The 20,328-nt window shown below is 67.6% G+C and carries 14 protein-coding genes; 7 read left to right on the plus strand and 7 right to left on the minus strand.

Annotated elements, in window-relative coordinates; genetic code table 11:
- The gene (locus tag ABEA30_RS05850) at positions 1–2,313 is read left to right on the plus strand and encodes an FtsX-like permease family protein (protein ID WP_345580369.1); all 2,313 of its coding nucleotides are present in this window, start codon (positions 1–3) and stop codon (positions 2,311–2,313) included.
- Between the two features lie 342 nt (positions 2,314–2,655).
- Positions 2,656–4,902, plus strand: a complete 2,247-nt coding sequence (locus ABEA30_RS05855) for an exo-beta-d-1,3/1,6-glucosidase (RefSeq protein ID WP_345580372.1) — start codon at positions 2,656–2,658, stop codon at positions 4,900–4,902.
- Positions 4,903–5,014: 112 nt separating this feature from the next.
- Here the strand turns inward: ABEA30_RS05855 and ABEA30_RS05860 are convergent, their stop codons facing one another.
- Positions 5,015–5,242: a hypothetical protein gene (locus tag ABEA30_RS05860; RefSeq protein WP_345580375.1), complete on the minus strand. Its 228-nt coding sequence runs from the start codon at positions 5,240–5,242 to the stop codon at positions 5,015–5,017.
- Between the two features lie 23 nt (positions 5,243–5,265).
- On the opposite strand from ABEA30_RS05860, the gene ABEA30_RS15935 reads away from it, so the two are divergent.
- The 4 genes from ABEA30_RS15935 (at position 5,266) to ABEA30_RS05875 (ending at position 9,015) form a co-directional block, all read left to right on the plus strand.
- On the plus strand, positions 5,266–5,919 hold the full coding sequence (locus tag ABEA30_RS15935; protein WP_386084823.1) for a TniQ family protein: 654 nt from the start codon (positions 5,266–5,268) through the stop codon (positions 5,917–5,919).
- Between the two features lie 1,263 nt (positions 5,920–7,182).
- Complete coding sequence (locus tag ABEA30_RS05865; protein ID WP_345580378.1) at positions 7,183–7,908, plus strand: helix-turn-helix domain-containing protein; 726 nt, start codon at positions 7,183–7,185, stop codon at positions 7,906–7,908.
- Positions 7,909–7,985: 77 nt separating this feature from the next.
- Positions 7,986–8,435 carry a hypothetical protein gene (locus tag ABEA30_RS05870; RefSeq protein WP_345580381.1) on the plus strand — a complete coding sequence of 150 codons (450 nt, stop codon included), beginning with the start codon at positions 7,986–7,988 and terminating at the stop codon, positions 8,433–8,435.
- 31 nt (positions 8,436–8,466) lie between these two features.
- Positions 8,467–9,015, plus strand: a complete 549-nt coding sequence (locus ABEA30_RS05875; RefSeq protein WP_345580384.1) for an exodeoxyribonuclease III — start codon at positions 8,467–8,469, stop codon at positions 9,013–9,015.
- Between the two features lie 25 nt (positions 9,016–9,040).
- Here ABEA30_RS05875 and ABEA30_RS05880 read toward each other — a convergent pair whose 3' ends face one another.
- The 3 genes from ABEA30_RS05880 to ABEA30_RS05890 form a co-directional block, all read right to left on the minus strand.
- Entirely contained in the window at positions 9,041–9,643 is a 603-nt protein-coding gene (locus tag ABEA30_RS05880; protein WP_345580387.1) for a TetR/AcrR family transcriptional regulator, read from the minus strand.
- Positions 9,644–9,647: 4 nt separating this feature from the next.
- The gene (locus ABEA30_RS05885; RefSeq protein WP_345580390.1) at positions 9,648–12,326 is read right to left on the minus strand and encodes an MMPL family transporter; all 2,679 of its coding nucleotides are present in this window, start codon (positions 12,324–12,326) and stop codon (positions 9,648–9,650) included.
- Positions 12,327–12,444: 118 nt separating this feature from the next.
- Positions 12,445–12,840 carry a type II toxin-antitoxin system VapC family toxin gene (locus tag ABEA30_RS05890; RefSeq protein ID WP_345580393.1) on the minus strand — a complete coding sequence of 132 codons (396 nt, stop codon included), beginning with the start codon at positions 12,838–12,840 and terminating at the stop codon, positions 12,445–12,447.
- Between the two features lie 556 nt (positions 12,841–13,396).
- On the opposite strand from ABEA30_RS05890, the gene ABEA30_RS05895 reads away from it, so the two are divergent.
- Positions 13,397–14,830 (plus strand): amino acid permease, encoded by a 1,434-nt coding sequence (locus ABEA30_RS05895; RefSeq protein WP_345580396.1) that lies wholly within the window; start codon positions 13,397–13,399, stop codon positions 14,828–14,830.
- Positions 14,831–14,881: 51 nt separating this feature from the next.
- On the opposite strand, the gene ABEA30_RS05900 is transcribed toward ABEA30_RS05895, so the two are convergent.
- The 3 genes from ABEA30_RS05900 to ABEA30_RS05910 all read right to left on the minus strand — a co-directional run bounded on the left by ABEA30_RS05900 (position 14,882) and on the right by ABEA30_RS05910 (position 18,822).
- Positions 14,882–16,690, minus strand: a complete 1,809-nt coding sequence (locus ABEA30_RS05900; protein ID WP_345580399.1) for a glycoside hydrolase family 13 protein — start codon at positions 16,688–16,690, stop codon at positions 14,882–14,884.
- A gap of 21 nt (positions 16,691–16,711) precedes the next feature.
- On the minus strand, positions 16,712–16,975 hold the full coding sequence (locus ABEA30_RS05905; protein ID WP_345580402.1) for an MGH1-like glycoside hydrolase domain-containing protein: 264 nt from the start codon (positions 16,973–16,975) through the stop codon (positions 16,712–16,714).
- 821 nt (positions 16,976–17,796) lie between these two features.
- A complete protein-coding gene (locus ABEA30_RS05910; protein ID WP_345580405.1) occupies positions 17,797–18,822 on the minus strand; it encodes a lactonase family protein in 1,026 nt (341 codons plus the stop codon).
- Between the last annotated feature and the right edge of the window lie 1,506 nt (positions 18,823–20,328).

Below are 20,328 nucleotides of genomic sequence, written 5' to 3' on the forward strand. Positions count from 1 at the left end.
ATGAAACGCATCCTCCGCCGCCGCCCCGGGCAGGCGTTCACGATCTTCGTGCTGACCCTGCTGGCCGCCGCCATGGCGCACACGGCGATCATCCTGTTGACCGACTACGCCGGCAACATCGAGCGCAAAGCGGAACAGTGGAACGCGCCGTCGGCCGTCTACGTCCTCAGCGACGGCGCCCCAGCGCAGCGCCTAGCGGACATGGTTGCCGAGGACGAGGCCGTCGACGCGGTCGAGACCGCGCCGTCGTTCGGTGCCATGACCACCATCGACGTCAACGGTGAGAACCTGACGTCGCTAGCCAACGTCGTCGACCTCAGCCGGGCTGGCAAGCTCGGCCCACCCGTCGTCGTCGACGCAGCCGACGGCGCCCCGGAGGGGATCTGGGTGCCGTCGTCATTGCGCGCGGCCGGCGCCTACGGCCTCGGCGACGACCTCACGTTCGACACGACGCAGGGCACATCCACCTTCCGGATCGTCGGCTTCATCGAGGACCTCTACGGGGGCGCGTCCGGCATGGGCACGCTCACCTTCGGCCTCGACGAGGCCACGTTCGCCGGCTTCGGCGCCCCCGGCTTCCAGCCCACCGTCAACCTCAAGGTGCAGGGCGACGACGTGACCGCGGCATCGGCTGCCGTCGATGCCGCGCTGGGCGAGATCCAGGGCGCCCTGGCGCCGGGCGAGACCCTCCAGCCCTGGTGGAGCCACGACCTCAACATCGCCAAGGCGGCCGCGAGCATGTCGTCGTCGATCTTCGTGGCGATGCTGGCGGCGCTCGCCGGCGTCATCGTGGTGATCGCGGCCGTGGTTACACGGTTCGTGCTGAAGAACCTGATCATCAGCGACATGGCCTCCATCGGCACCCTCCGCGCGGCCGGGTTCACGACGGCGGGGATCGTCGGGAAATTGGTCGCGGCCTACGGGGCGTTGACGGTGCTGGGGGCCGCTGTCGGATCCGCGTCGTCCTACCTGCTGCTGCCACCGATGGCGAGGTCCTTCCAGGCGCAGAACGGTCTGAGTTGGCAGCCGCGGTTCTCGTGGGTCGCGTTGGTGGTGACGGTGGCGGCTATGTTGGCGGTGGTGGTCGTGACGGCGACGTTCGCGGCCCTGCGTGTCCGCAGGGTGACGACGGTGGGCGCGCTGCGCGGCGGCATCGCGACGCATTCGTTCACCGTCGATCACTTCCCGCTGGCGACCACCGGTGGTCGGTTGTCGACGCTGCTCGGGATGAAGGCAGGGCTGCGTCAGGCGGGGCAGAACGTGTTGCTGGCGGTGACGGTGGCGATCGTCGCGTTCGCCGGCGTGTTCACCCTGGGCATGGTGGACAACCTGCTCGGGGATCGGGACAAGGCCACCGAACTGCTCGTCGGCACCGTCGAGGACGTCTCCGTCGTGCCGTCCGCTGACGCCGACCCGGTGGCGCTCCTGGGCGAGGTGAAGGCGCTGCCCGGGGTGAAGGACGCGTACTTCCACACCTTCGACGGGCTCAACGTCGACGGGTTGGCGATCGCCTTCACGGTGACGCCCGAGCCTGCGGCGCAGCGGCTGGATCCCCTCGCCCGCGGGCGGATGCCCGAGCATGACAACGAGATCGCGATCGGCGGGCGGCTGTCGAGCGTGCTCGGCCTCGACGTCGGCGACACCCACATCCTCGACCTGGGTTCCGGTGAGGCGGACTTCGTGGTGACCGGCGTCACGTCGTCGGCCCGCAACATGGGGCAGAACGTGACCATCTCGTCGGACGGCTACCGCCGGTTGACGCCCAGCTTCCGCGATTCGACGATCGCTGTGTTCGCCGACGATCCCGACCAGCTGATCGAGACCGCGAAGGAACGGCTCGGCGGACAGCTGGGGTCGGTGACGAACCAGCGCGAGAACGTGGAGGCGCAGTTGGCGAGCTACCTGTCGATGGTGCCGATCATCAGCACGTTCATGATCTCGTTCGTGGTGGTGGTGACGGTGTTGGTGGTCGGGCTCGTGGTCACCACGATGCTCGTGCAGACGCATCGGGAACTGGGCATCAAGAAGGCGATGGGATTCACCAACCGCGAGCTGAGTGGCCAGACGAGGTGGACCTACCTGCCGGCGATCGCGCTGGGGGCGGTGGTGGGTGCCGGGGCGGGTGCGCTGGCGCTCAGCCCGTTGCTGACGGTGCTGCTGAGCCAGTTGGGCATCTTGAAGGTGGATGCGGCGGCGGATTGGCTGACGACGGCGGTGATCGCGCTGGGCATCCTGGCGATCGGCGCGGGGGTGCTGTGGGTGTCGTCGTTGAGGATCGGCCGGATCAGCGCCTACGCGCTGGTGACGGAGTGAGCTGGGCCTTGGTCGCGTGCTGACCCTTCGTTGCCGACGTAGGGTTGACCATGGTCACCCACTTCTTCACGGCCTCCAGCCTCGACGGTTTCATCGCGACCCCCGAGCACTCGCTCGAGTGGCTCTTCACGCAGGACTTCGACATGGATGGGCCGATGGCAGTACGCCCCCGTGACGCTGGGGCAGGGGCAGCCGCTGCTACCGCGAGTGCTCCAGTTGGAGCTGATGGAGACAGTGCGCAACCGCGCGTTCGTCTGTGCCAGGTACCGGGTCCTGGCGGGCCGGAATTGGTGACTACGCTCAGGTGATGCGGCTGTCCCGCATCCCGTAGAAGGAACCACCATGAACCAGGCCTACCTTGACGCCTCGCGGCCCATCGACGAGCGACTCGCCGACCTCCTCTCGCGCATGACCCGCGAAGAGAAGGTGGGCCAGATGTTGCAGCTCGACGCCCGCGGCGACCTGCCCCACCTGGTCACCGACATGCACGTCGGCTCGATCCTCCACACCTCCCCGGAGCGGGTCATCGAGGCTCACCGACTCACCGAGCAGACGCGCCTGCGCATCCCGCTGCTGGTGGGCGAAGACTGCATCCACGGCCACTCCTTCTGGGAGGGGGCGACGATCTTCCCCACCCAACTCGGCATGGCCGCCACCTGGAGCCCGGACCTGCTCGAACGCGTGGCCCGAGCGACCGCCGTCGAAGCCGCCGCCACCGGCATCCACTGGACCTTCTCACCCGTGCTGTGCATCGCACGGGACCTCCGCTGGGGCCGCGTCAACGAAACCTTCGGCGAGGACCCGCACCTGATCGGCGAACTCGCCTCCGCGATGGTGAGGGGCTACCAGGGCTCCGGCCTCACCGACGACACCGCCATCCTCGCCTGCGCCAAGCACTTCGCCGGCTATTCCGAAACCCAGGGCGGCCGCGACGCCAGCGAGGCGGATATCTCCCGCCGCAAGCTCCGCTCCTGGTTCCTGCCTCCGTTCGAGCGAGTCGCGCGCGAGGGATGCCGCACGTTCATGCTCGGCTACCAGACCACCGACGGCGTCCCGATCACCATCAACGACTGGCTCCTCTCCGACGTGCTGCGCGGCGAATGGGGCTACACCGGCATGCTGATCACCGACTGGGACAACGTCGGCCGGATGGTGTGGGAGCAGAAGGTCCAGCCCGACTACGCGCACGCCGCCGCTGCTGCGGTGCTCGCTGGCAACGACATGATCATGACCACACCCAACTTCTACGACGGCGCCCTCTCGGCCATCGAGCAGGGGCTCATGAGTGAAACCGATCTCGACCGCGCCGTCGAGCGCATCCTGCGCCTCAAGTTCGAACTCGGCCTCTTCGAGAATCCCCGCCGCCCCGATTACGAACGCATCAACGCCGTGGTCGCCACCGAGGAGCATCGGGCGCTCAATCTTGAGGTCGCGCGGCGCTCGGTCGTGCTGCTGGACAATGACGGCGTGCTCCCGCTCGACGCGACGGCGCCGGCCAAGCGCATCGCCGTCGTCGGGCCATTGGCTGACGACGCCCAGAACCAGTTGGGCGACTGGGCTGGCAACTCCGGCCAGGCCGGGTGGATCCCCGACGGTCATCCGCGCGAGATGATCACCACCATTCTCGACGGGCTGCGCTCCGTCGCGCCCGATGACTGGGAGATCAACTACACCCGTGGCGCCGACATCCTCCGCCTCGCGCCCGACCCCGAGGGCGAGTTCTTCCCCGACGGCCAGCCCCGCGGCCCCGTCGTCGTTCCCATCGAGGCGGATCCTGCGGCCATCGCGGAGGCCGTTACGGCGGCTGAGGCTGCGGACGTGGTCGTCGCGGTGGTGGGCGACACCGTCGAACTCACCGGCGAAGCAGCCTCCACGGCAACCCTTGAGTTGGTCGGCGGCCAGATCGCCCTGCTCGACGCCGTGATCGCCACGGGCAAGCCGGTGGTCGTGGTGCTGCTGGCCGGCAAGCCGCTGGTGCTACCGGCGTCGGTGCAGGAGGCTGCGGCGCTGGTGTGGATCGCGAATCCCGGCATGGAGGGCGGTCGGGCTGTCGCGGAGGTGCTGTTCGGCGAGGTCGAGCCCAGTGGGCGCCTGCCCATCTCCTTTGCGGTGCACGTGGGGCAGCAGCCCACCTATTACAACCAGATCCGAGGCCAGCACGGCAACCGCTACGCCGACCTGACGCAGCGCCCGGCACATGCCTTCGGCGAAGGGCTGTCGTACACGACGGTCGAGTACCGGTCGGTGGCGGTGCGCGAGGAGCGGCTGACGGCTGACGACACTCTGGTGGTGGATGTCGAGGTCGCCAACACCGGGTCGCGCCCGGTCTTCGAGACCGTCCAGTTGTACATCCGCGACGAGGTCACCACCTACAGCTGGGCTGACAAGGAGTTGAAGGCGTACCGGCAGGTGGAGCTACAGCCGGGCGAGGCGGCGACCGTCACGCTGGAGTTGCCGGTCTCGGCCTGCACCATCGTGGACGCCGAGGGGCGTCGCGTGGTGGAACCGGGGCACTTCACCGCGTTGGTGGGACCGTCGTCGAGGGACGAGGCGCTCCAGGGCGCTGGGTTTGAGGTGCTCGTTTCCTGAGGCGCCAGATTATTGCTGCGAAATCGGTGGTTGGCTGTGGAGCCTCCACATTCAACCCCTGTTCTCGCAGCGTCAATTTTCTGACTTGGAGTTTGGCGACCTGCCCGACCGCTCAGAGCGGGTTCCAGGGGTCGGTCGACCAGTGGGCCAAGGCCGTTTCGACCTCGTCCTCGTGGACTCCGCCCAGCTGAAAGCAGTCGGCGCGGGTGGCCCGGGACTGGTCGATCTCAACAGCCAGCTTCGCCGCTCCCCGCTCGCAGCGCCCCGACGTCTTCCAGCGCAGGTGCAGGAAGCGGGTTTCCTCAGACCCGATGGTGTGGCCGCCGACTGCTGGTCGCAACCGGCTTGGTCAACGAGGACGCCTTGTCTCCCGCCCAGCAGCGGGCTGCTGCATCGCTCTTGGGGCTTCAGGCCAGCGACATTCATGAGTTGACCCTCAACAAGTGGGCTGGCGTCGCCTACTCCAACCAGCCCATCCCGGCCCGGAACAGGCCGGGGTCAGCTTGGACATGGCTGCCTCCCAGGTTCGAGTGCCCACATTGCGCCGAGTCAGGCATCGCTCACCTCGAATGGCGCCTCTCCTGGATCACGACATGCCTTGCCCACAAGGTCTTCTTGCACCCGCGCTCCACCCCGTCCCACGAGGAAGCACCGCCAGAGGACCTTGCCATCACCAAGCTCCATTCGGTGGCCTTGGCCAACTGCGACACGTCCCACTTCAAGAGATGGCGCGACTCCATTCGTATCTCAGGCGGCCTCCGGCACGGACCACGCAGCAGGGGCATTGAGCCGCCCAAGCAACGAGCAGAGACCCTACGCACAGCTGCGCCTCTAGCTATGGCCAGCACCCCCGAAGAGCGCTGTGAAATCCTCGCCACATGGTGCACAGCCATGGGCATCCGCGAACTCTGGAACGCGCTTCGGTCCAGTCTCCAAAGCCGAGAGATGATCGACGCAGCAGACGCACTGGCCGCCAGACAGTGGATCAAGCGGAGACTCGCGGCCGCGAATTGTTGATGGTCGTCGCCGCGTCATACTCGGATCCGCGCACCCACGAACTACCCGCGGCCAAACCCGTGTAACGGTCGATTGACGCCCACTGCCGACATTCCTCGATCACCGGGCAACCCGAGCACAAACGCATGGCCGGCTCCGCCGCGCTAGCAGCCTCAGCCCCATCCCGCGCAAAACGGTGGGCCACCTCTGCCGCTGTCCAAGCATTGCCAGGGACTGCACAGTGGCCGAACAAGGCCAAGACTCCGGCAAGGTCAGCGGCCGTGCGTCGTCGATAGTCACGCATGACTTGCTGCGCACGCCACCGTTCACGATTGGCCCGGAGCCTCCGTCGCGGACTCATGCACTGAACTCTCGATGAGAAACCATGCCCAAAGTGTCGCTGACAACGTACGATGCCCCCAACTTTGTGATCTATATTATATAGAGGCCCGTTTATACAAAGTAGAGCGCATCTCGACAGCTGTCGAGATGCAATGCAGTTTGTACGACAGCACGCCTGACAGCTTGTACAGGAGGGTCAGATTTCGCTAGTCGTACAAAGTAGATCACCGTGTACGGTTGACGCTTCGACCCCCCGGGCCTCCACGCATAGCCGCGGCATAGCGATCCCCCAGGCGAGATCAAGCAATCACTTCCGTTGAACCCCCTTTTGGCACGGGAGCCGCCGCGCTGAGGCGCGAGCGTCTGAGCCTCTACCAATTGGAAGAATGGCGGTAGCTACCTCTGGTCGGCTTTTCTGGCATCTGCGATGGGTAGTGCATGTGTCCACCAGCAGCGTCTGCAAACCAACCGATCCACCTATCAATGAACTCAGAGAGATCGGCTCGATCAAAAGTTCTTCAAACGGCCACGCGAGTTGCTCTGTTGTCATGGCGTTGCTAAGCGCTGAACGGGCACCATCTGGGTCACGGCTGAACGGATGCAGGGCCGGCGATGTGCTGCCAAACGTTTGCATGAAGGCGGTTTCGTACCATGCAAAGCGTCCCTGCTCCTGCGCATCAGCGAACCAGAGACTGTGACTGCGCCCTTGGTAGCCGTAGCGGCTGGGCGGCTGAGCGACCGAAATCACGGCGTGAGCAGCAACTTGGAAGGGGCCATCCAAGCGGGATGACTGCTCTGGAAAGCTCACTCCTAGCTTTCCTTTGCCCAGCTGGGCTGCGAAGGCCATCCTTCCACCGCCCGCAGGAGATTCGATTACAGCAAGCGGAGCATCCTCCTCGATGGTCGAGCGGAGGGCGGTTGTGATCGATTCGAAGGACTGCTTTGCCACTTCGAAGAGGCGAGCTCATCCTCGAGCTCCGCGCCCAAGGCTTCTCCAACGCCGAGATCGGCCGCAGACTCGGCCGCGACAGCTCGCTGATCGGCCAGATCGCCAAGGGCGCCAAACCCGGCGCGAACCTGCAGCAAGCCCTCACCGAACTCGTCTCCGGCGGCGAAGTGAAAACCCCACCATTCCACCGCACATCCTCCGACGGAACCCTGGCGAAAGTCCGCGCCACCAAAGGCCACGAATCAGTGGTGCCGCCAGCACCCCGCGGCCAACGAATCCGGACCGTCACGAAATCGACAGCGCAACCCAAGACGCTGCCCAAGAAGCGCCCCACCGGCCAACGCAACCTGCTCTCACATCAGGCGAACCGGCTCCCCAACGGGCGCGAGCTGCATCGCGTCACCGTCCCCAAGACAGACCGGGCCCGCAACCGCTCCGCCGGCTCAAAAGTCATCGCCGACGTCGTCGCCCGCGCCGCCGCCGCAGGCCGACGAATCTCCGGCACAGTGTGGGCAGAGGTACAACGCAAAGACGGCACCAGAGACCGCATCCCCGTCCAAATCGGTGGCCACGGCGGCTACAGCGCCCAATCGATCCACGACTCAATCCAGCACAACCCCGACGCCGCATTCGAATGGGTCGACGGACAGATCCAAGGCCGCTACCCCGAATTCGAAGGCGGATTCACCGTCGTCGCATTCGACCTCGACGTATGGTGACCCACCCCCCACCCCCGACACCCTGCCCAGGAACGCGTCCCTACGGGTGGGGGACCGGGGCACTGCTGGCCTGGTGGGTGACCCGACACCAGCTCCAGAAACCCCTCATCACCATCCTGGCCGCCGCCCTCGCCTTGACCACGGCCGCGATCGCCTGGCCGCTGGGAGCTTTGTCCACAGCCAGCCTCATCCTCCTAGGACCGGCGACGTTCTACGGCGCAGTCGCAGCCACCACCGTCGCAGTACATCTGATCACGCTGCGCCGCTGGGCGCGAGACGGATGGCTCGTTGGGTACTTCACCGCCGACGCCTCCCAACTGGTGCACCCCGAAGACGGGGCGTGGGTGCTCAGTGAACACCACGCCCGGCGCCGCGGACGCGGGCACGGCGCGCAGTTGCGGGCCGTGGTGTGGCCGCATCTGATTGGTGAGGCCGACCTGCTCGGCGTCACTCTTCTTATGTCCACCAGGGTGCGGAAGCTGGCAGATCAGTACCGGGTGGATCTCCCGGTACGGGGGCGTCACTGAGGCCCGGGCCATCAGCGCCACCTGCGGCGGCGTGCGCATCCACAGCCTGTACGTGCCCAACGGCCGCGAGGTGGGCTCGGACCACTACGCCTACAAACTCGACTGGTTCGACGCCCTGGCGGCCGCGGTTGCCGCGGGACCGCCGGACGTGGCGCTGTGCGGGGACATGAACGTCGCGCCCGCCGACGCCGACGTGTTCGATCCCGCCGCCTACCTCGGCCACACCCACGTGACCGGACCCGAGCGGCAGCGGCTGGAGGCCTTCGGGCTGGTCGACGTCGTGCGGGCCCGCTGGCCGGAGCGCGAACGCGTGTTCTCCTACTGGGACTACCGCGCCGGAATGTTCCACCAGGATCTGGGAATGCGGATCGACCTGGTGCTGGCGTCGCAGCCGGTGGCGGACCGGGTCACGGCCGCCTGGGTGGACCGGGCTGCCCGGAAGGGCAAGCTGCCCAGCGACCACGCGCCGGTCATCGTCGACCTCGATGAGGCCCCCGACGGCGACATCGGCCCCGTCGTGCCCCCGCCGTCGAACCCGAAACGGGGTGGCCGGACGAGGCTGCCTCAATCGAAGGACTGACGCGACGACGGCGCCGGTTCGGGGCTCATCCCTCCGAGGCTGCGGGCCGGCCGAGGCCGGTCCCGAGCCGCGCGATCCCCCGGTGCACGGCTCCCCGGAGGTTGCCGGCCCCCGACCGGTCGCCCGAGCCGATCAGGTTGGCGCTGACGATCCCGAACAGTGCGCCGACGGCCAAACGGACCGTCTCCACGTCGTCGTCGCCTGCCTCGGGAAGGACGTCGAGAACCCTGTCCCCCACCGCCACCCAGAGCTGCCACTGAGCCTCCCGGACGAAGGGCACCAGCTGGGGATGCTCCACAGCGAGCGCCGCGACCTCGGTCAGCGACCCGAAGGCACCCACCCGGATCTGGTGGTCAACCAGGTCGCTGACCAACGTGAGGGGATCGGCCGCGGTGGGCGGCTGCCACTCGCGCAGCGCCGCCTCCACCCGGTGCACGACCACCGCCGCGACCGCCGCCTCCTTGCACGAGTAGTAGTTGGAGAACGTCCGCCGCGACACCTCCGCCTCGGCCACCACGTCGTCCACCGTCACCTCGCCGAACCCGCGCTCGCGCACCTGGTCGAAGGCGGTGGCGGCGAGCCGCTGCGCCACGGCGGTGCGCTTCGCGTCGCGTAGTCCGGGTGCCATGGGTTCAGTGTCCCACCCCGGCCCCGACGGGCGCCTCCTCGCGTGGGGCGTCCTCCACCACCGCGTCGGCCACCTCTAGACGCGTGCCCTCGACGTCAACCTCGGGGAGGATCCGGTCCAGCCAACCCGGCAGCCACCAGGCGTGGTCCCCGGCCAGGTGCAGCACCGCCGGGATGAGCGCCATACGGATGACGAAGGCGTCGATGAGGATGCCGACGGCGAGCGCGAAGCCGAACTGCCGGATCATGGAATCCTCGCTGAGGACGAAGCCACCGAAGACGGAGACCATGATGATGGCCACCGCGACGACAACCCGGCTCGCGTGATGGAAGCCGTCCACCACGGCCAGCCGCGCGGTCTCGCCGTGCACGTAGGCCTCGCGGATCGACGTGCCGAGGAACACCTGGTAGTCCATCGCCAGGCCGTAGAGGATGCCGGTGGCCATGATCGGCAGGAAGCTCAGTACCGGACCGGCCCGATCCACCCCCACGAGCCAGGTGAAGCTGGGATTGCCGAAGGCCGTCACGACGAGCCCCATGGTGGCGCCGATGGACAGGAGGAAGCCGGCGGTGGCGGCCAGCGGCACCACCACGGACCGGAACACCACGAGCAGCACGATCAGCGACAAAGCGGCCACGAGGGAGAGGTAGACGGGAATGGCCTCTGCGAGCGACTCGGACAGGTCGATGTTGATGGCGGTGAGCCCCGTGACGCCGATCCGCTCAACCCCGTCGAGTTCGGCGGCGCGCACTGCGGTGACCAGATCGGCCGTGCTCTCATCGGTGGGCCCGGCGTCCGGGACGACGGTGTAGAGCACGAGCGAGCGGTCCTCGGAGGTCCCCATCAGCTGGACGTTGGCAGCCGTCTCGTGCGTGGCGAGCTCGGACTGCCAGGCCTCCAGGCGGTCCTGATCCACAGCGGCCGCATCCGACGGCGTCAGCGCGACGATGAGCGGCGCGTTCGCCCCCTCCCCGAGGGCGTGGGTCACCGAGTCGTAGGCGACCCGCTGATCCGAGCCGGGCGCGGCCACCGCCCCCGACGGCATGCCGAGCTGCATCTGCGCGGCCGGCAGCGACAGGGCGCCCAGGCCCAGGACGATGAGCACGATCGTGAGGATCGGGCGCGCGGTGACGGCCTCTACCCAGCGCTTGGCCATCCGGCCGAACCGGGAGTGCTCGTGGCCGAGGTGGGCGCGCACCGGCTGGGTGCGTGCCCGACGCCCGCGCCCGAGCAGTCCCAGCAGGGCCGGTAGCGCGGTCAGCGACAGGGCGATGGCCAGGATGACGGTGACGGCTGCCGTGACCGCCATCGTGGAGACGAACCCCATGCCGAGCGTCAGCAGCCCGAGGAGCGCGATGACGACAGTGAGCCCGGCGAACAGGACGGCGCCTCCGGCGGTGGCGACGGCGCGGGCGGTGGCCTCGACGGCGTCGAGCCCCAGCCTGGCCCGCAGGGAGCTGTGCTTGTGGATGATGAAGAGGGCGTAGTCGATCCCCACGGCCAGGCCCAGCATCAGCCCGAGCGCCGGCGTGGAGGTGGTCATCTCGAAGTTCGCGGACAGCGCGTAGGCGCCGCCCACCCCGATGAACACGCCGACCAGGGCGAGCAGGATGGGCAGGCCGGCCAGCGTGAGCGAGCCGAGGGTCAGAAGCAGCACGACGGCGGCGATGGCGAGGCCGATGGCCTCGCTCCCGCCGATGGGTGGCTCCATCGGCTGAAGGGCGCTGCTCGCGGCCACCGCGAGGCCCTTCCCCGCGACCTCTCCGTCGACGGCGGAAAGCAGGTCGTCGAGGCTGCCCTCGGGGAGATCGGAGATCTGCTCGGTGAGCTGGATGGAGGCGATGGCGACGGTGCCGTCGTCCGAGACGACGACCGTCCGACGCTCCCCGTCGGAGGCCACCAGTGAGGTTCCGCTCGGCGACGTGCCGTCCAGGAGTCCGTCCAGGCGGCCAAGGGCCTCGTCAGTGGCGGCCATGGCCGCGTCATCGACGGCCGCGGCAGGGTCGGTCATGCCCGGCTCGGGAGCCGGGAACCCGTCGACGGGGACGCCCATGGCCTGCAGCTCGGCCCGCAGCTGCCCGACCTCGGCGAAGAACGCGCCGGACTCGGCGATGAGCTGCTGGTCAGGGGCGGCGACGAGGGCGCGGGCGGTCGTCGTGACCTCGTTCAGCCGCGCGCCGAGCGCCGCCATTGATTCCTGTTGCGCCGGCGACGCGGCGGGTGCCCCGCTGGGGACTGCCCCTTCGAGGGCGGTGATCAACGACTCGAGCTGGGCACGGACCTCGTCGGCCACCTTGCCCTCGACGGTCGCGCGGACGGTGGTCTCCACCTCGGCGCGCTGCTCCTCCAGCCGGGCATCCCGGTCAAGGACGATGCCGGTGCCGACGGCCGCGTCGAGCGATCGGGAGATCGCGTCGGCGCGGTCAGGGCTGTCCACGCGCCCGCCGTCGTCGGCGGAGAAGACGAGGGTTCCCTGCGTGCCACCCGCCTCGGGGAGCGCCGCGGTGACCTCGTCCAGCACCAGCTGCGCGGGGGCGTCGTCGAGGGTGAGGCGCGAGGAGATGGACGGGGTCTGCGTGAGGAGCAGGCCGACCACGGCAGCGATGACGAGCAGCCAGGCCGCGAGGAAAGCCAACGGCCGGGTGGCCGCCGTCCTGCCGAGGCGGTAGAGGAAGGCGGACATGCGGGGCCCTTCGGTCGATGACGGAGACGTCCCCACAGTAGGTGCCTTATTGCCCATTAGGCAAATTTGCCCATTGAGCATTCGGTTGCCGTTCTGCGTGCCCTGAGCCCGCTGACAGCTACACGCGGATCACCTCGAGCGCGCCCAGCTCAGCGAGCACGTCGAACCCCGAGTCCTGAGTGACCACCGGCAGTCCGTTGGCCAGCGCCACGGCCGCGATCCACAGATCATTGATCCCCATTGATCGACCGGCCTCGTGCAGCTGCACCCGCAGCGACGCCCACTGCCTGGCCACCGCCCCGTCTACCGCCAGCGGCTCCAGGCCGGCGAGTCTCTCGACGGTGGCCAGCCTGGCCACGCGCGTCCGCGTGTCGGGCGCCGCCAACACGCCCGCCTGAAGCTCGGCGAGCGTCACGACGCAGACGTACGCCTCATCGGGAAGCGCGGCGGTGTCGAGTAGCCGACCCACTTCCCCAGCGATCCACACGCTGGTGTCCAGCAGACCGGCGCTCACCTGATGGGCCCGAGGTCTTCCGTGGAACCCGCGGAGATCCACCCGAGGTCCGCCTCAAGGGTGACGTCTACCCGCTGGGCGTGCACCAGGTCGATCAGGTCGGAGCGCTTCATTGCGACCGGCCTGCGCCTCGTGGGGCTCCGGATCTCGGCAACCGGCTCCCCATTCACCGTCACGGTGCGTGGCTTCGAGGGGGAGTGGGATTGCTACCAGGGGAAGCACTATGACAAGAGCCTGACGCCCGCGATTGCATGGCCAGAGATGCTCAAGGTCTTCCTTCTTACCGTACGCAATCCTCTCTACCGGCTGCCTTCCAAGTACAAGTTCATTGCGCCCTTTGGTCTCGGTACGAACCTGGCACACCTGATTTCTACGCCGACCGACCTGCGGACGAAGTTCCTCGAGCAGGTCCAGTCTGGCGATTCCAAGCCGTTCAAGGAGCTCAAGGAATCCATCCGAAACGCCGTGTATTCGCTTGCCAGCGCCACGGACTTCTCGATGTTCGGCTCCGTGGAGGTCCTGACGCTGCTCGACGAGCACTCGTCGACCCGGTACCATGCGGCTCGATTCGGGGGAGGACTCCCGAGCCGTCCGACGTCGTCGCCCCCGCCCACAGAGCTGCTCCCAGGGGAGTTGGTATACGTCCGCAAGCTGGTCCACGCCTACCAAGAGCGCTACACCACAGTCGGGCGTCTACCAGTGGGTGAAGACCTCGATGGGCGGCCGCTGGGCCTTCCTGACGGCCTTCTGCTACTGGTTCGTCAACCTGTTCTACTTCGCCTCGCTGCTGCCCCTGATCCTCGTCTTCGCGTCGTACCTGTTCTACGGCGAGGAGAAGCAGCTCTCCCAGCTGTGGATCACCCTGCTGTCGATCATCATCTTCGCGATCGCCACCTGGGTCTCGACGAAGGGCGCCAAGTGGATCGGCTCCGTCACCTCGATCGGCGCCACGCTGGTCCTCCTGCTGACCGGCGCCTTCATCCTCCTGTCGCTGGCCGGCCTGCTCGGCGGCGTCGAGCCCGCGACCCCGATCACCGGTGCCGCGATGACGCCCGACTTCTCGACCTTCGCGACGGCGTGGGCCTTCATGGGCACCTTGGCCTGGATCATCCAGGGCGTGGGCGGCGCTGAGTCCTCCGCCGTGTTCCTCAACGACCTCCGTGGCGGCGTGAAGGCGTTCGTCCGCACGATCGTCCTCGCCGGCATCGTCATCGGCCTGCTCTACGCCACCGCGTCGCTCCTGATGAACGTCTTCGTGCCGGTGGGCACCCTCGACTACTCCAACGGCATCTTCGTCGTCATGGGCGCCGTGGGCGAGTACTTCGGCCTCTCGGCCGGCCTCGTCACCCGCGTCGTCGGCGTGATCCTGCTGGCCGCCACCCTCGGCTCGCTGCTGATGTGGACCTCGACCCCGGTGAAGATCTTCTTCTCCGAGATCCCCAAGGGCATCTTCGGCGGCAAGCTCGTGGAGCTCAACGAGGACGGCATCCCGTGGCGCGCCGCCTGGCTGCAGTTCGCGATCGTCGTCCCGATCCTCGTGATCCCGGCGCTCGGCTCCGGCAACATCAACGACCTGCTCGGCATCGTCATCAACATGACCGCCGCCACGGCGCTGCTGCCTCCGCTGCTGATCCTGCTCGCCTACTTCGTCCTGCGCCGCAAGTACGACAACGTGGCCCGCGAGTTCCGCATGGGCAGCAAGAGCTTCGGCCTGGCCGTCGCGTCCTTCCTGCTCGTGGTGTTCGCCTTCGTGTTCATCGCCGGCACCATCCCGTTGGGCCAGGAGATCTGGCTGACCCTCGTCTACAACGTGGGCGGCGTGGTCGTGTTCCTCGGCCTGGCCATCCTCTGGTACGAGCGCTACATCAAGCGCCTGAAGGTCTCCGACCCGAAGGCCGCGGCCGACGAGCTGCGTCCCTCCGCCGAGCAGATGCTCCGCGGCGAGTACGTTCCGCCGGCAGAGCAGGGCGATCCGACGCCCGCGTCCTGACCCCTCACACGAGAGCGACCCCCGGCACCCGCCGCGGGTCGCTGTCGTGTGTCACCAGACCCAGACGGCGATGCCCCCGCGCTCGGCCTCCATCACGACCTGGTTGCCCTCGACCCGGATCCCGCTGCCGAGCGCCAGGCGGCCGGACTCGATGCCCGGCAGCAGGGCCGTCGGAACGGTCTTCTGCCCGGTCGCCTCGCGAGCGGCGACCACCAGCGCCGACCCCTGCCGCGACTCACGCACGAACGCGACGGCGTCCTCCGTCGCCCCGATCCAGCGCAGACCGCCGTGGCGGAGGGCGTGCGAGTCGCGCCGCAGCGCGCCCAGCTCGCGCACTGCCTGGAGGGTGCCGGTCGCCCACGTCTCCTCGGCCTGCCACGGGAAGGGGCGGCGCCCGTACTCGCCGGTCTCACCGACCAGACCGATCTCGTCGCCGTAGTAGACCATCGGCACGCCGGGCAGCGTGTGGGCCATGCCCAGCGCGGCGATGGCGCGACCCTCGTCGCCCACCCGCCAGCGGATCCGACCCGTGTCGTGGCTGCCCACGATGTTGAAGGACGCCGTCGTCACGGCCCAGGGGACCTGCGCCATGAACTCCGCCATCGTCTCGATCATCGCCGGTCCGTCGATCGACGGCAGCAGCCGCGTCACCGAGAAGTGGGCGTCCTCGGCATTGGTCGAAGGCCGCTCGAGCCAGCCCCACACGGGCCGGGAGAACGCTGCGTAGTTCATGGCGCCGTGCCAGGTGCTGCCGTCGACGTCGTGGTGGAGGTCGTAGAAGTGCTCGGCCACCAGCCAGCGGTCGCCCTCGGCGTCGACGGCGGCGCGGGTCCGCGCGGCGACCTCGCGGTTGAGGTCGATCCCGCCCAGGCGGCCGGTCATGTTGGCCACGTCGATGCGCCACCCGTCGAGCCCGAACCGTAGCCAGCGTCGGATTACGCCATCCTCGCCGTAGAGGCGCTCGGTGAGCCCGGGCGAGGCGTGGTTGAGCTTGGGCAGCGACTTGAACCCGAGCCAGCAGGCGTAGCCGGGGTACTCGTCGGTCCAGTAGTAGAAGTCGCGCTCGGGGGCGTTCCCATCGTTCTGCGCGGCGAGGAACCACTCGTGCGTCGCGCCGGTGTGGTTGGCGGTGAAGTCGCCCATCACCCGGATGCCGCGGGCGTGGCAGGCGTCGATGAGCCGGCGCATGGCGTCGTCGCCGCCCAGCAGGTCGTCGATCCGGTCGAACGTGCTGGCGTTGTAGCGGTGGTTGGTGTCGGCCGGGAACGCGGGTGTGAGGTAGAGCACGGTCGCGCCCAGCGAGGCGATGTGGTCGAGGCGCTCGATGATGCCGTCGAGGTCGCCGCCGTAGATCTGGCGGTGTTGCTGCTGGTCGTAGGTGCGCAGCGGCTCGTCCCAGCGGGCGCCATGTGCCCACTCGGGAGTCGGCCGCTCGTCGGCGCGGGCGCTGCGCGCGAACCGGTCGGGGAAGACCTGGTAGACGACGGCGTCGGCCACCCAGGCGGGCGCGGCGGTGGTGATGAGGCGGAAGTCGGCCGCGTCGGTGACGTCTCGACGGTGGACGCCGGAGCCGTTCAGCCAAGCGGTGCCGCCGTCGGCCATGACGAGGAACCAGCGGTACTGGAGGGTCAGGTTGTCCACCAGCACCCGCGCGGCCCACCACTCGTCGGGCCCGGGCCCGTCGGTGGGCGCGGCTGCGACGAACGCCGCCTCGCCGTCGTGCATGTGCCGCAGGTGCACCGCTGCCACCTGGCCGGCGGGCACGCGCACGCGCAGTTCGACGGTGTCGCCCCGGTGGGGGTGGGGGTCCGAGACGTAGAGCTCGGAGGGGTCGTGGTGGGGCTGGCCGAGGAAGGTCACGGCGCCACCCTAGACCAGGGCTCAGGAGTGGGCCACCGCCAGATCGACGGTCAGCGCGGCGGACCATCCGAACACCGTCGTGGCCCTCGGGGGCTTGACCCCGGTGTCGGGGCGGAAGTACTCGTTGGGTCCTTGCGCCGCGACCAGTTCGAGGGTCGCGCGCTCAAGGCGTTCGGCCTTGTCGATCAGCCCTTGGCGGCGAAGCCCCTGCGCGACGAGCCAGTTGGTGTTGACCCAGACGGGGCCGCGCCACATCCGGGTCTCGGAGAAGTCGGGGTCGCGCAATCTCAGGCGGCCTCCGGCACGGACCACGCAGCAGGGGCATTGAGCCGCCCAAGCAACGAGCAGAGACCCTACGCACAGCTGCGCCTCTAGCTTGGCCAGCACCCCCGAAGAGCGCTGTGAAATCCTCGCCACATGGTGCACAGCCATGGGCATCCGCGAACTCTGGAACGCGCTTCGGTCCAGTCTCCAAAGCCGAGAGATGATCGACGCAGCAGACGCATTGGCCGCCAGGCAGTGGATCAAGCGGAGACTCTCGGCCGCGAATTGTTGATGGTCGTCGCCGCGTCGTACTCGGATCCGCGCACCCATGAACTACCCGCGGCCAAACCCGTGTAGCGGTCGATTGACGCCCACTGCCGACATTCCTGGATCACCGGGCAGCCCGAGCACAAACGCATGGCCGGCTCCGCTGCGCTAGCAGCCTCAGCCCCGTCCCGCGCGGAACGGTGGGCCACCTCTGCCGCTGTCCAAGCATTGCCCGGGACTGCACAGTGGCCGAACAAAGCCAAGACTCCGGCAAGGTCAGCGGCCGTGCGTCGTCGATAGTCACGCATGACTTGCTGCGCACGCCACCGTTCACGATTGGCCCGGAGCCTCCGTCGCGGACTCATGTACTGAACTCTCGATGAGAAACCATGCCCAAAGTGTCGCTGACAACGGACGATGCCCCCAACTTTGTGATCTATATTATATAGAGGCCCGTTTATACAAATTAGAGCGCATCTCGACACCGACGAGGGACAGGCACCCAGACGGGAGCAACTACAGCCATGTGATTTATCCCCCGGTGTGGGTAACCCTGTGGACAACCCTGTGCATCATCAGAGGAAGCGCACCCAGTTGGGGCCCTCGCCGGTCTCCAACTGGCTCTGCAGCACGAGGTTGCCGTCGTCGTAGATCCGATACAGGGACGCCTGTCCGCTGCGCTCCCCCACCACGACGACGTACTCGCCGTCGGGCGACACGGTCAGCCCGCGCGGCTGCGTCTCGGTGTCGGTGATCACGACGGGGCCGCTCAGGCGACCGTCGGCTCCCACCGCGACCGCGCCCACCGTCGACTCCGTGCGCTCGGTGCACAACAGCCACCTGCCGCCGGCGGCCAGCGCAAGGTCGGCGCCCCACACCAGGTGGCCGGCCATGGGGTCGACCCCGAACGACGACGTGCGCAGCCCCCGCGTCACGTCGAAGGCCGGCACCTCCTCACGCCGGGTGAGGCGGCCGGACTCGCCGCGCTCGAAGTGGATGGCCTCGCCGGTGAACTCGGTCAGCAGGTAGGCGTGTTCGGCGTCCGGCGAGAAGACCAGGTGGCGCGGGCCGGTGCCGGGGGTGGCGCGGACGTGGGGCTCGGACAACTCAGTGAGCCCGCCGTCGGCCGTGGTGGCGAACTGGGCGATGAGGTCGTCGCCGAGCGAGACGAAGTAGGCGTTGTGGCCCGTCGGGTCGAACAGCGCAGCGTGCATGTTGCGGTGGTCGAGCCGCGCCGACTCCTCGACCACCACCCCGTCCACCACCTGGTAGGACGCGCCCCAGCCGCCGTGGTAGGACGCGGCGAGCAGCATGTGCCCCTTCGGTGAGACGTCGAGGTAGGCCAGCGGGTCTGACACCCCACGGCGCGAGATCTCCTCGTGCCGGCCGTGGGCGGGGTCGATGCGCATCGTCACGATGGCGGGCGACGGCTCACTGGTGGCGACGTACAGCAGGTGCCGGGCGTGGTCCACCGCAAACGTGCTGCAGCCCTTCCCGACGGTCACACCCCCGACCCAAGCCAACTGCTCGTCGCTGATCCGCAGGGTGGTCAGCGTGCCGCCCTTGGAGTTGCCGACAAGGATCAACGCGTCATTGCTCATGCCCGCGAGCTTAGCTTGATCCACCAATGAGGCGGGGTTGGGTTTTGGCGGGAGCGTGAGAATGCTCTTCTGGCTTGGGATGATACGGTTGACTGAAGGCCCGCATCTGGAGCTTAGGATGGGCATCTCGTAGATGCAACTCTCTCACACTTTCTCGATGGCTTCTGCCGCCTTCGATGAGCCGAATCTTGTGTCTGGGCTTCTCCGCAAATCGTGGACACATCCCGCTTAGGCGGCTTGCTCCGAGGTTGACGATTCAATCATCTAGTGCTCATGTTGACTGGTGACTTGTAATCGATCGAAGAGTGGCGTCGGCGACGGTTATGGATAACCTCGATCCACCGCGCGACCCCGGTACGGCTTGGGCCCGTGTGGGCCAAGTCGAACGAGGTAGATCTCGGCCTTCAACGTGGCGAAGAACGACTCGGCCATGGCGTTGTCGAAACACTAATCGGCTAATCCGATCTCAGGTGTCCACGAGGTCCGGGTAGGCCCAGTAGCGTCCGGCAGAATGGTGGGTGTAAAGAGGCGCTACACCGTGGAGGTAGCCCGACGGTGGACAGCACCGTGCGTTGCGGCGGCAGTTCGGGTGTGTGCGGGTCAACTGGGGCCCGCAGGTTCATCCTGTGGTCGAAGTTGCGCACCCGGCTCAGCGGAGTCGCTGTGGCGGTTTTGGCCCATCCGGACGCTCATTGCCAACAACGTCGCCCCTACGACTTGAGAGAACATGGAGAGACCAGCAAATGCCACCGTGGCAGGCAAAGAACTTCTGAGCCCGGTTGCCGTGGCGGTGATGGCAGTGACAGCGACGCCAGCTACCAAGAGGGCGAGGGCGATGGTCCTCAACCCCCCAGACCGCGAACTACTAGACCTCGCGGGGTCTCCCGCCACCAGTATCGCCAACAGGCACGAGCCAAATACGAGCAAAACTGTAGACACCCAGCTGGAGAGCGCCCAAAGCCAAGAGGGAACGGCGACCACGGACGGCCCTCCTCCGCCCAGCCAGATCAATACGGACAGCGACAACGCAATCGTAGCCGTCAAGCCGACTTTCACCTGCGTCCTCATTCAACTTCCCTCCTGTCACGGCTTACGGAGCGCTCGCAACCTACTATGACCACTGGCCGTACCAGTACCCGCTCAGTCCCATGATTTTGACCGACGGGTATGCGGCCACCTGCCCCCACGAGACTGTCACGTTCGTGTTGGAGCAAAGCAGCGAAACCCATCCTTCCGTGTACTTCCAATATCCCCCCGTGAGGGGAGGCGGATTGCTCACCCAAGTCTTGGTGAAGCGACGTCCTTGCCAACATGCAGTTCCACTGGAAGCAGGGTTCTGCTGTTTCACGTATGTCTTCGTGACGTCGGGGTTGCTCCGAACGAGCGCACAGTTGGCATTGTTGGCAGGAGACCAACCAGAGCCGGCAACGGCCGCGATGCTCTTAGGAGCACACGCAGCCACAGCATAGGCAGTCTCTTCCTCTGTCTGCCCAGGTATGGGAGTTC

The organism is Tessaracoccus lubricantis, assembly GCF_039544535.1.
GTDB classification, from domain to species: Bacteria; Actinomycetota; Actinomycetes; order Propionibacteriales; family Propionibacteriaceae; genus Arachnia; species Arachnia lubricantis.

Bases quoted from the DNA above. Each gene is read 5' to 3' on its own strand.
- ABEA30_RS05880 (WP_345580387.1), bottom strand. From the start codon at position 9,643: ATGGCACCCGGACTACGCGACGCGAAGCGCACCGCCGTGGCGCAGCGG.
- ABEA30_RS05855 (WP_345580372.1), top strand. From the start codon at position 2,656: ATGAACCAGGCCTACCTTGACGCCTCGCGGCCCATCGACGAGCGACTC.
- ABEA30_RS05885 (WP_345580390.1), bottom strand. From the start codon at position 12,326: ATGTCCGCCTTCCTCTACCGCCTCGGCAGGACGGCGGCCACCCGGCCG.
- ABEA30_RS05895 (WP_345580396.1), top strand. From the start codon at position 13,397: ATGCGGCTCGATTCGGGGGAGGACTCCCGAGCCGTCCGACGTCGTCGC.
- ABEA30_RS05850 (WP_345580369.1), top strand. From the start codon at position 1: ATGAAACGCATCCTCCGCCGCCGCCCCGGGCAGGCGTTCACGATCTTC.
- ABEA30_RS05910 (WP_345580405.1), bottom strand. From the start codon at position 18,822: ATGAGCAATGACGCGTTGATCCTTGTCGGCAACTCCAAGGGCGGCACG.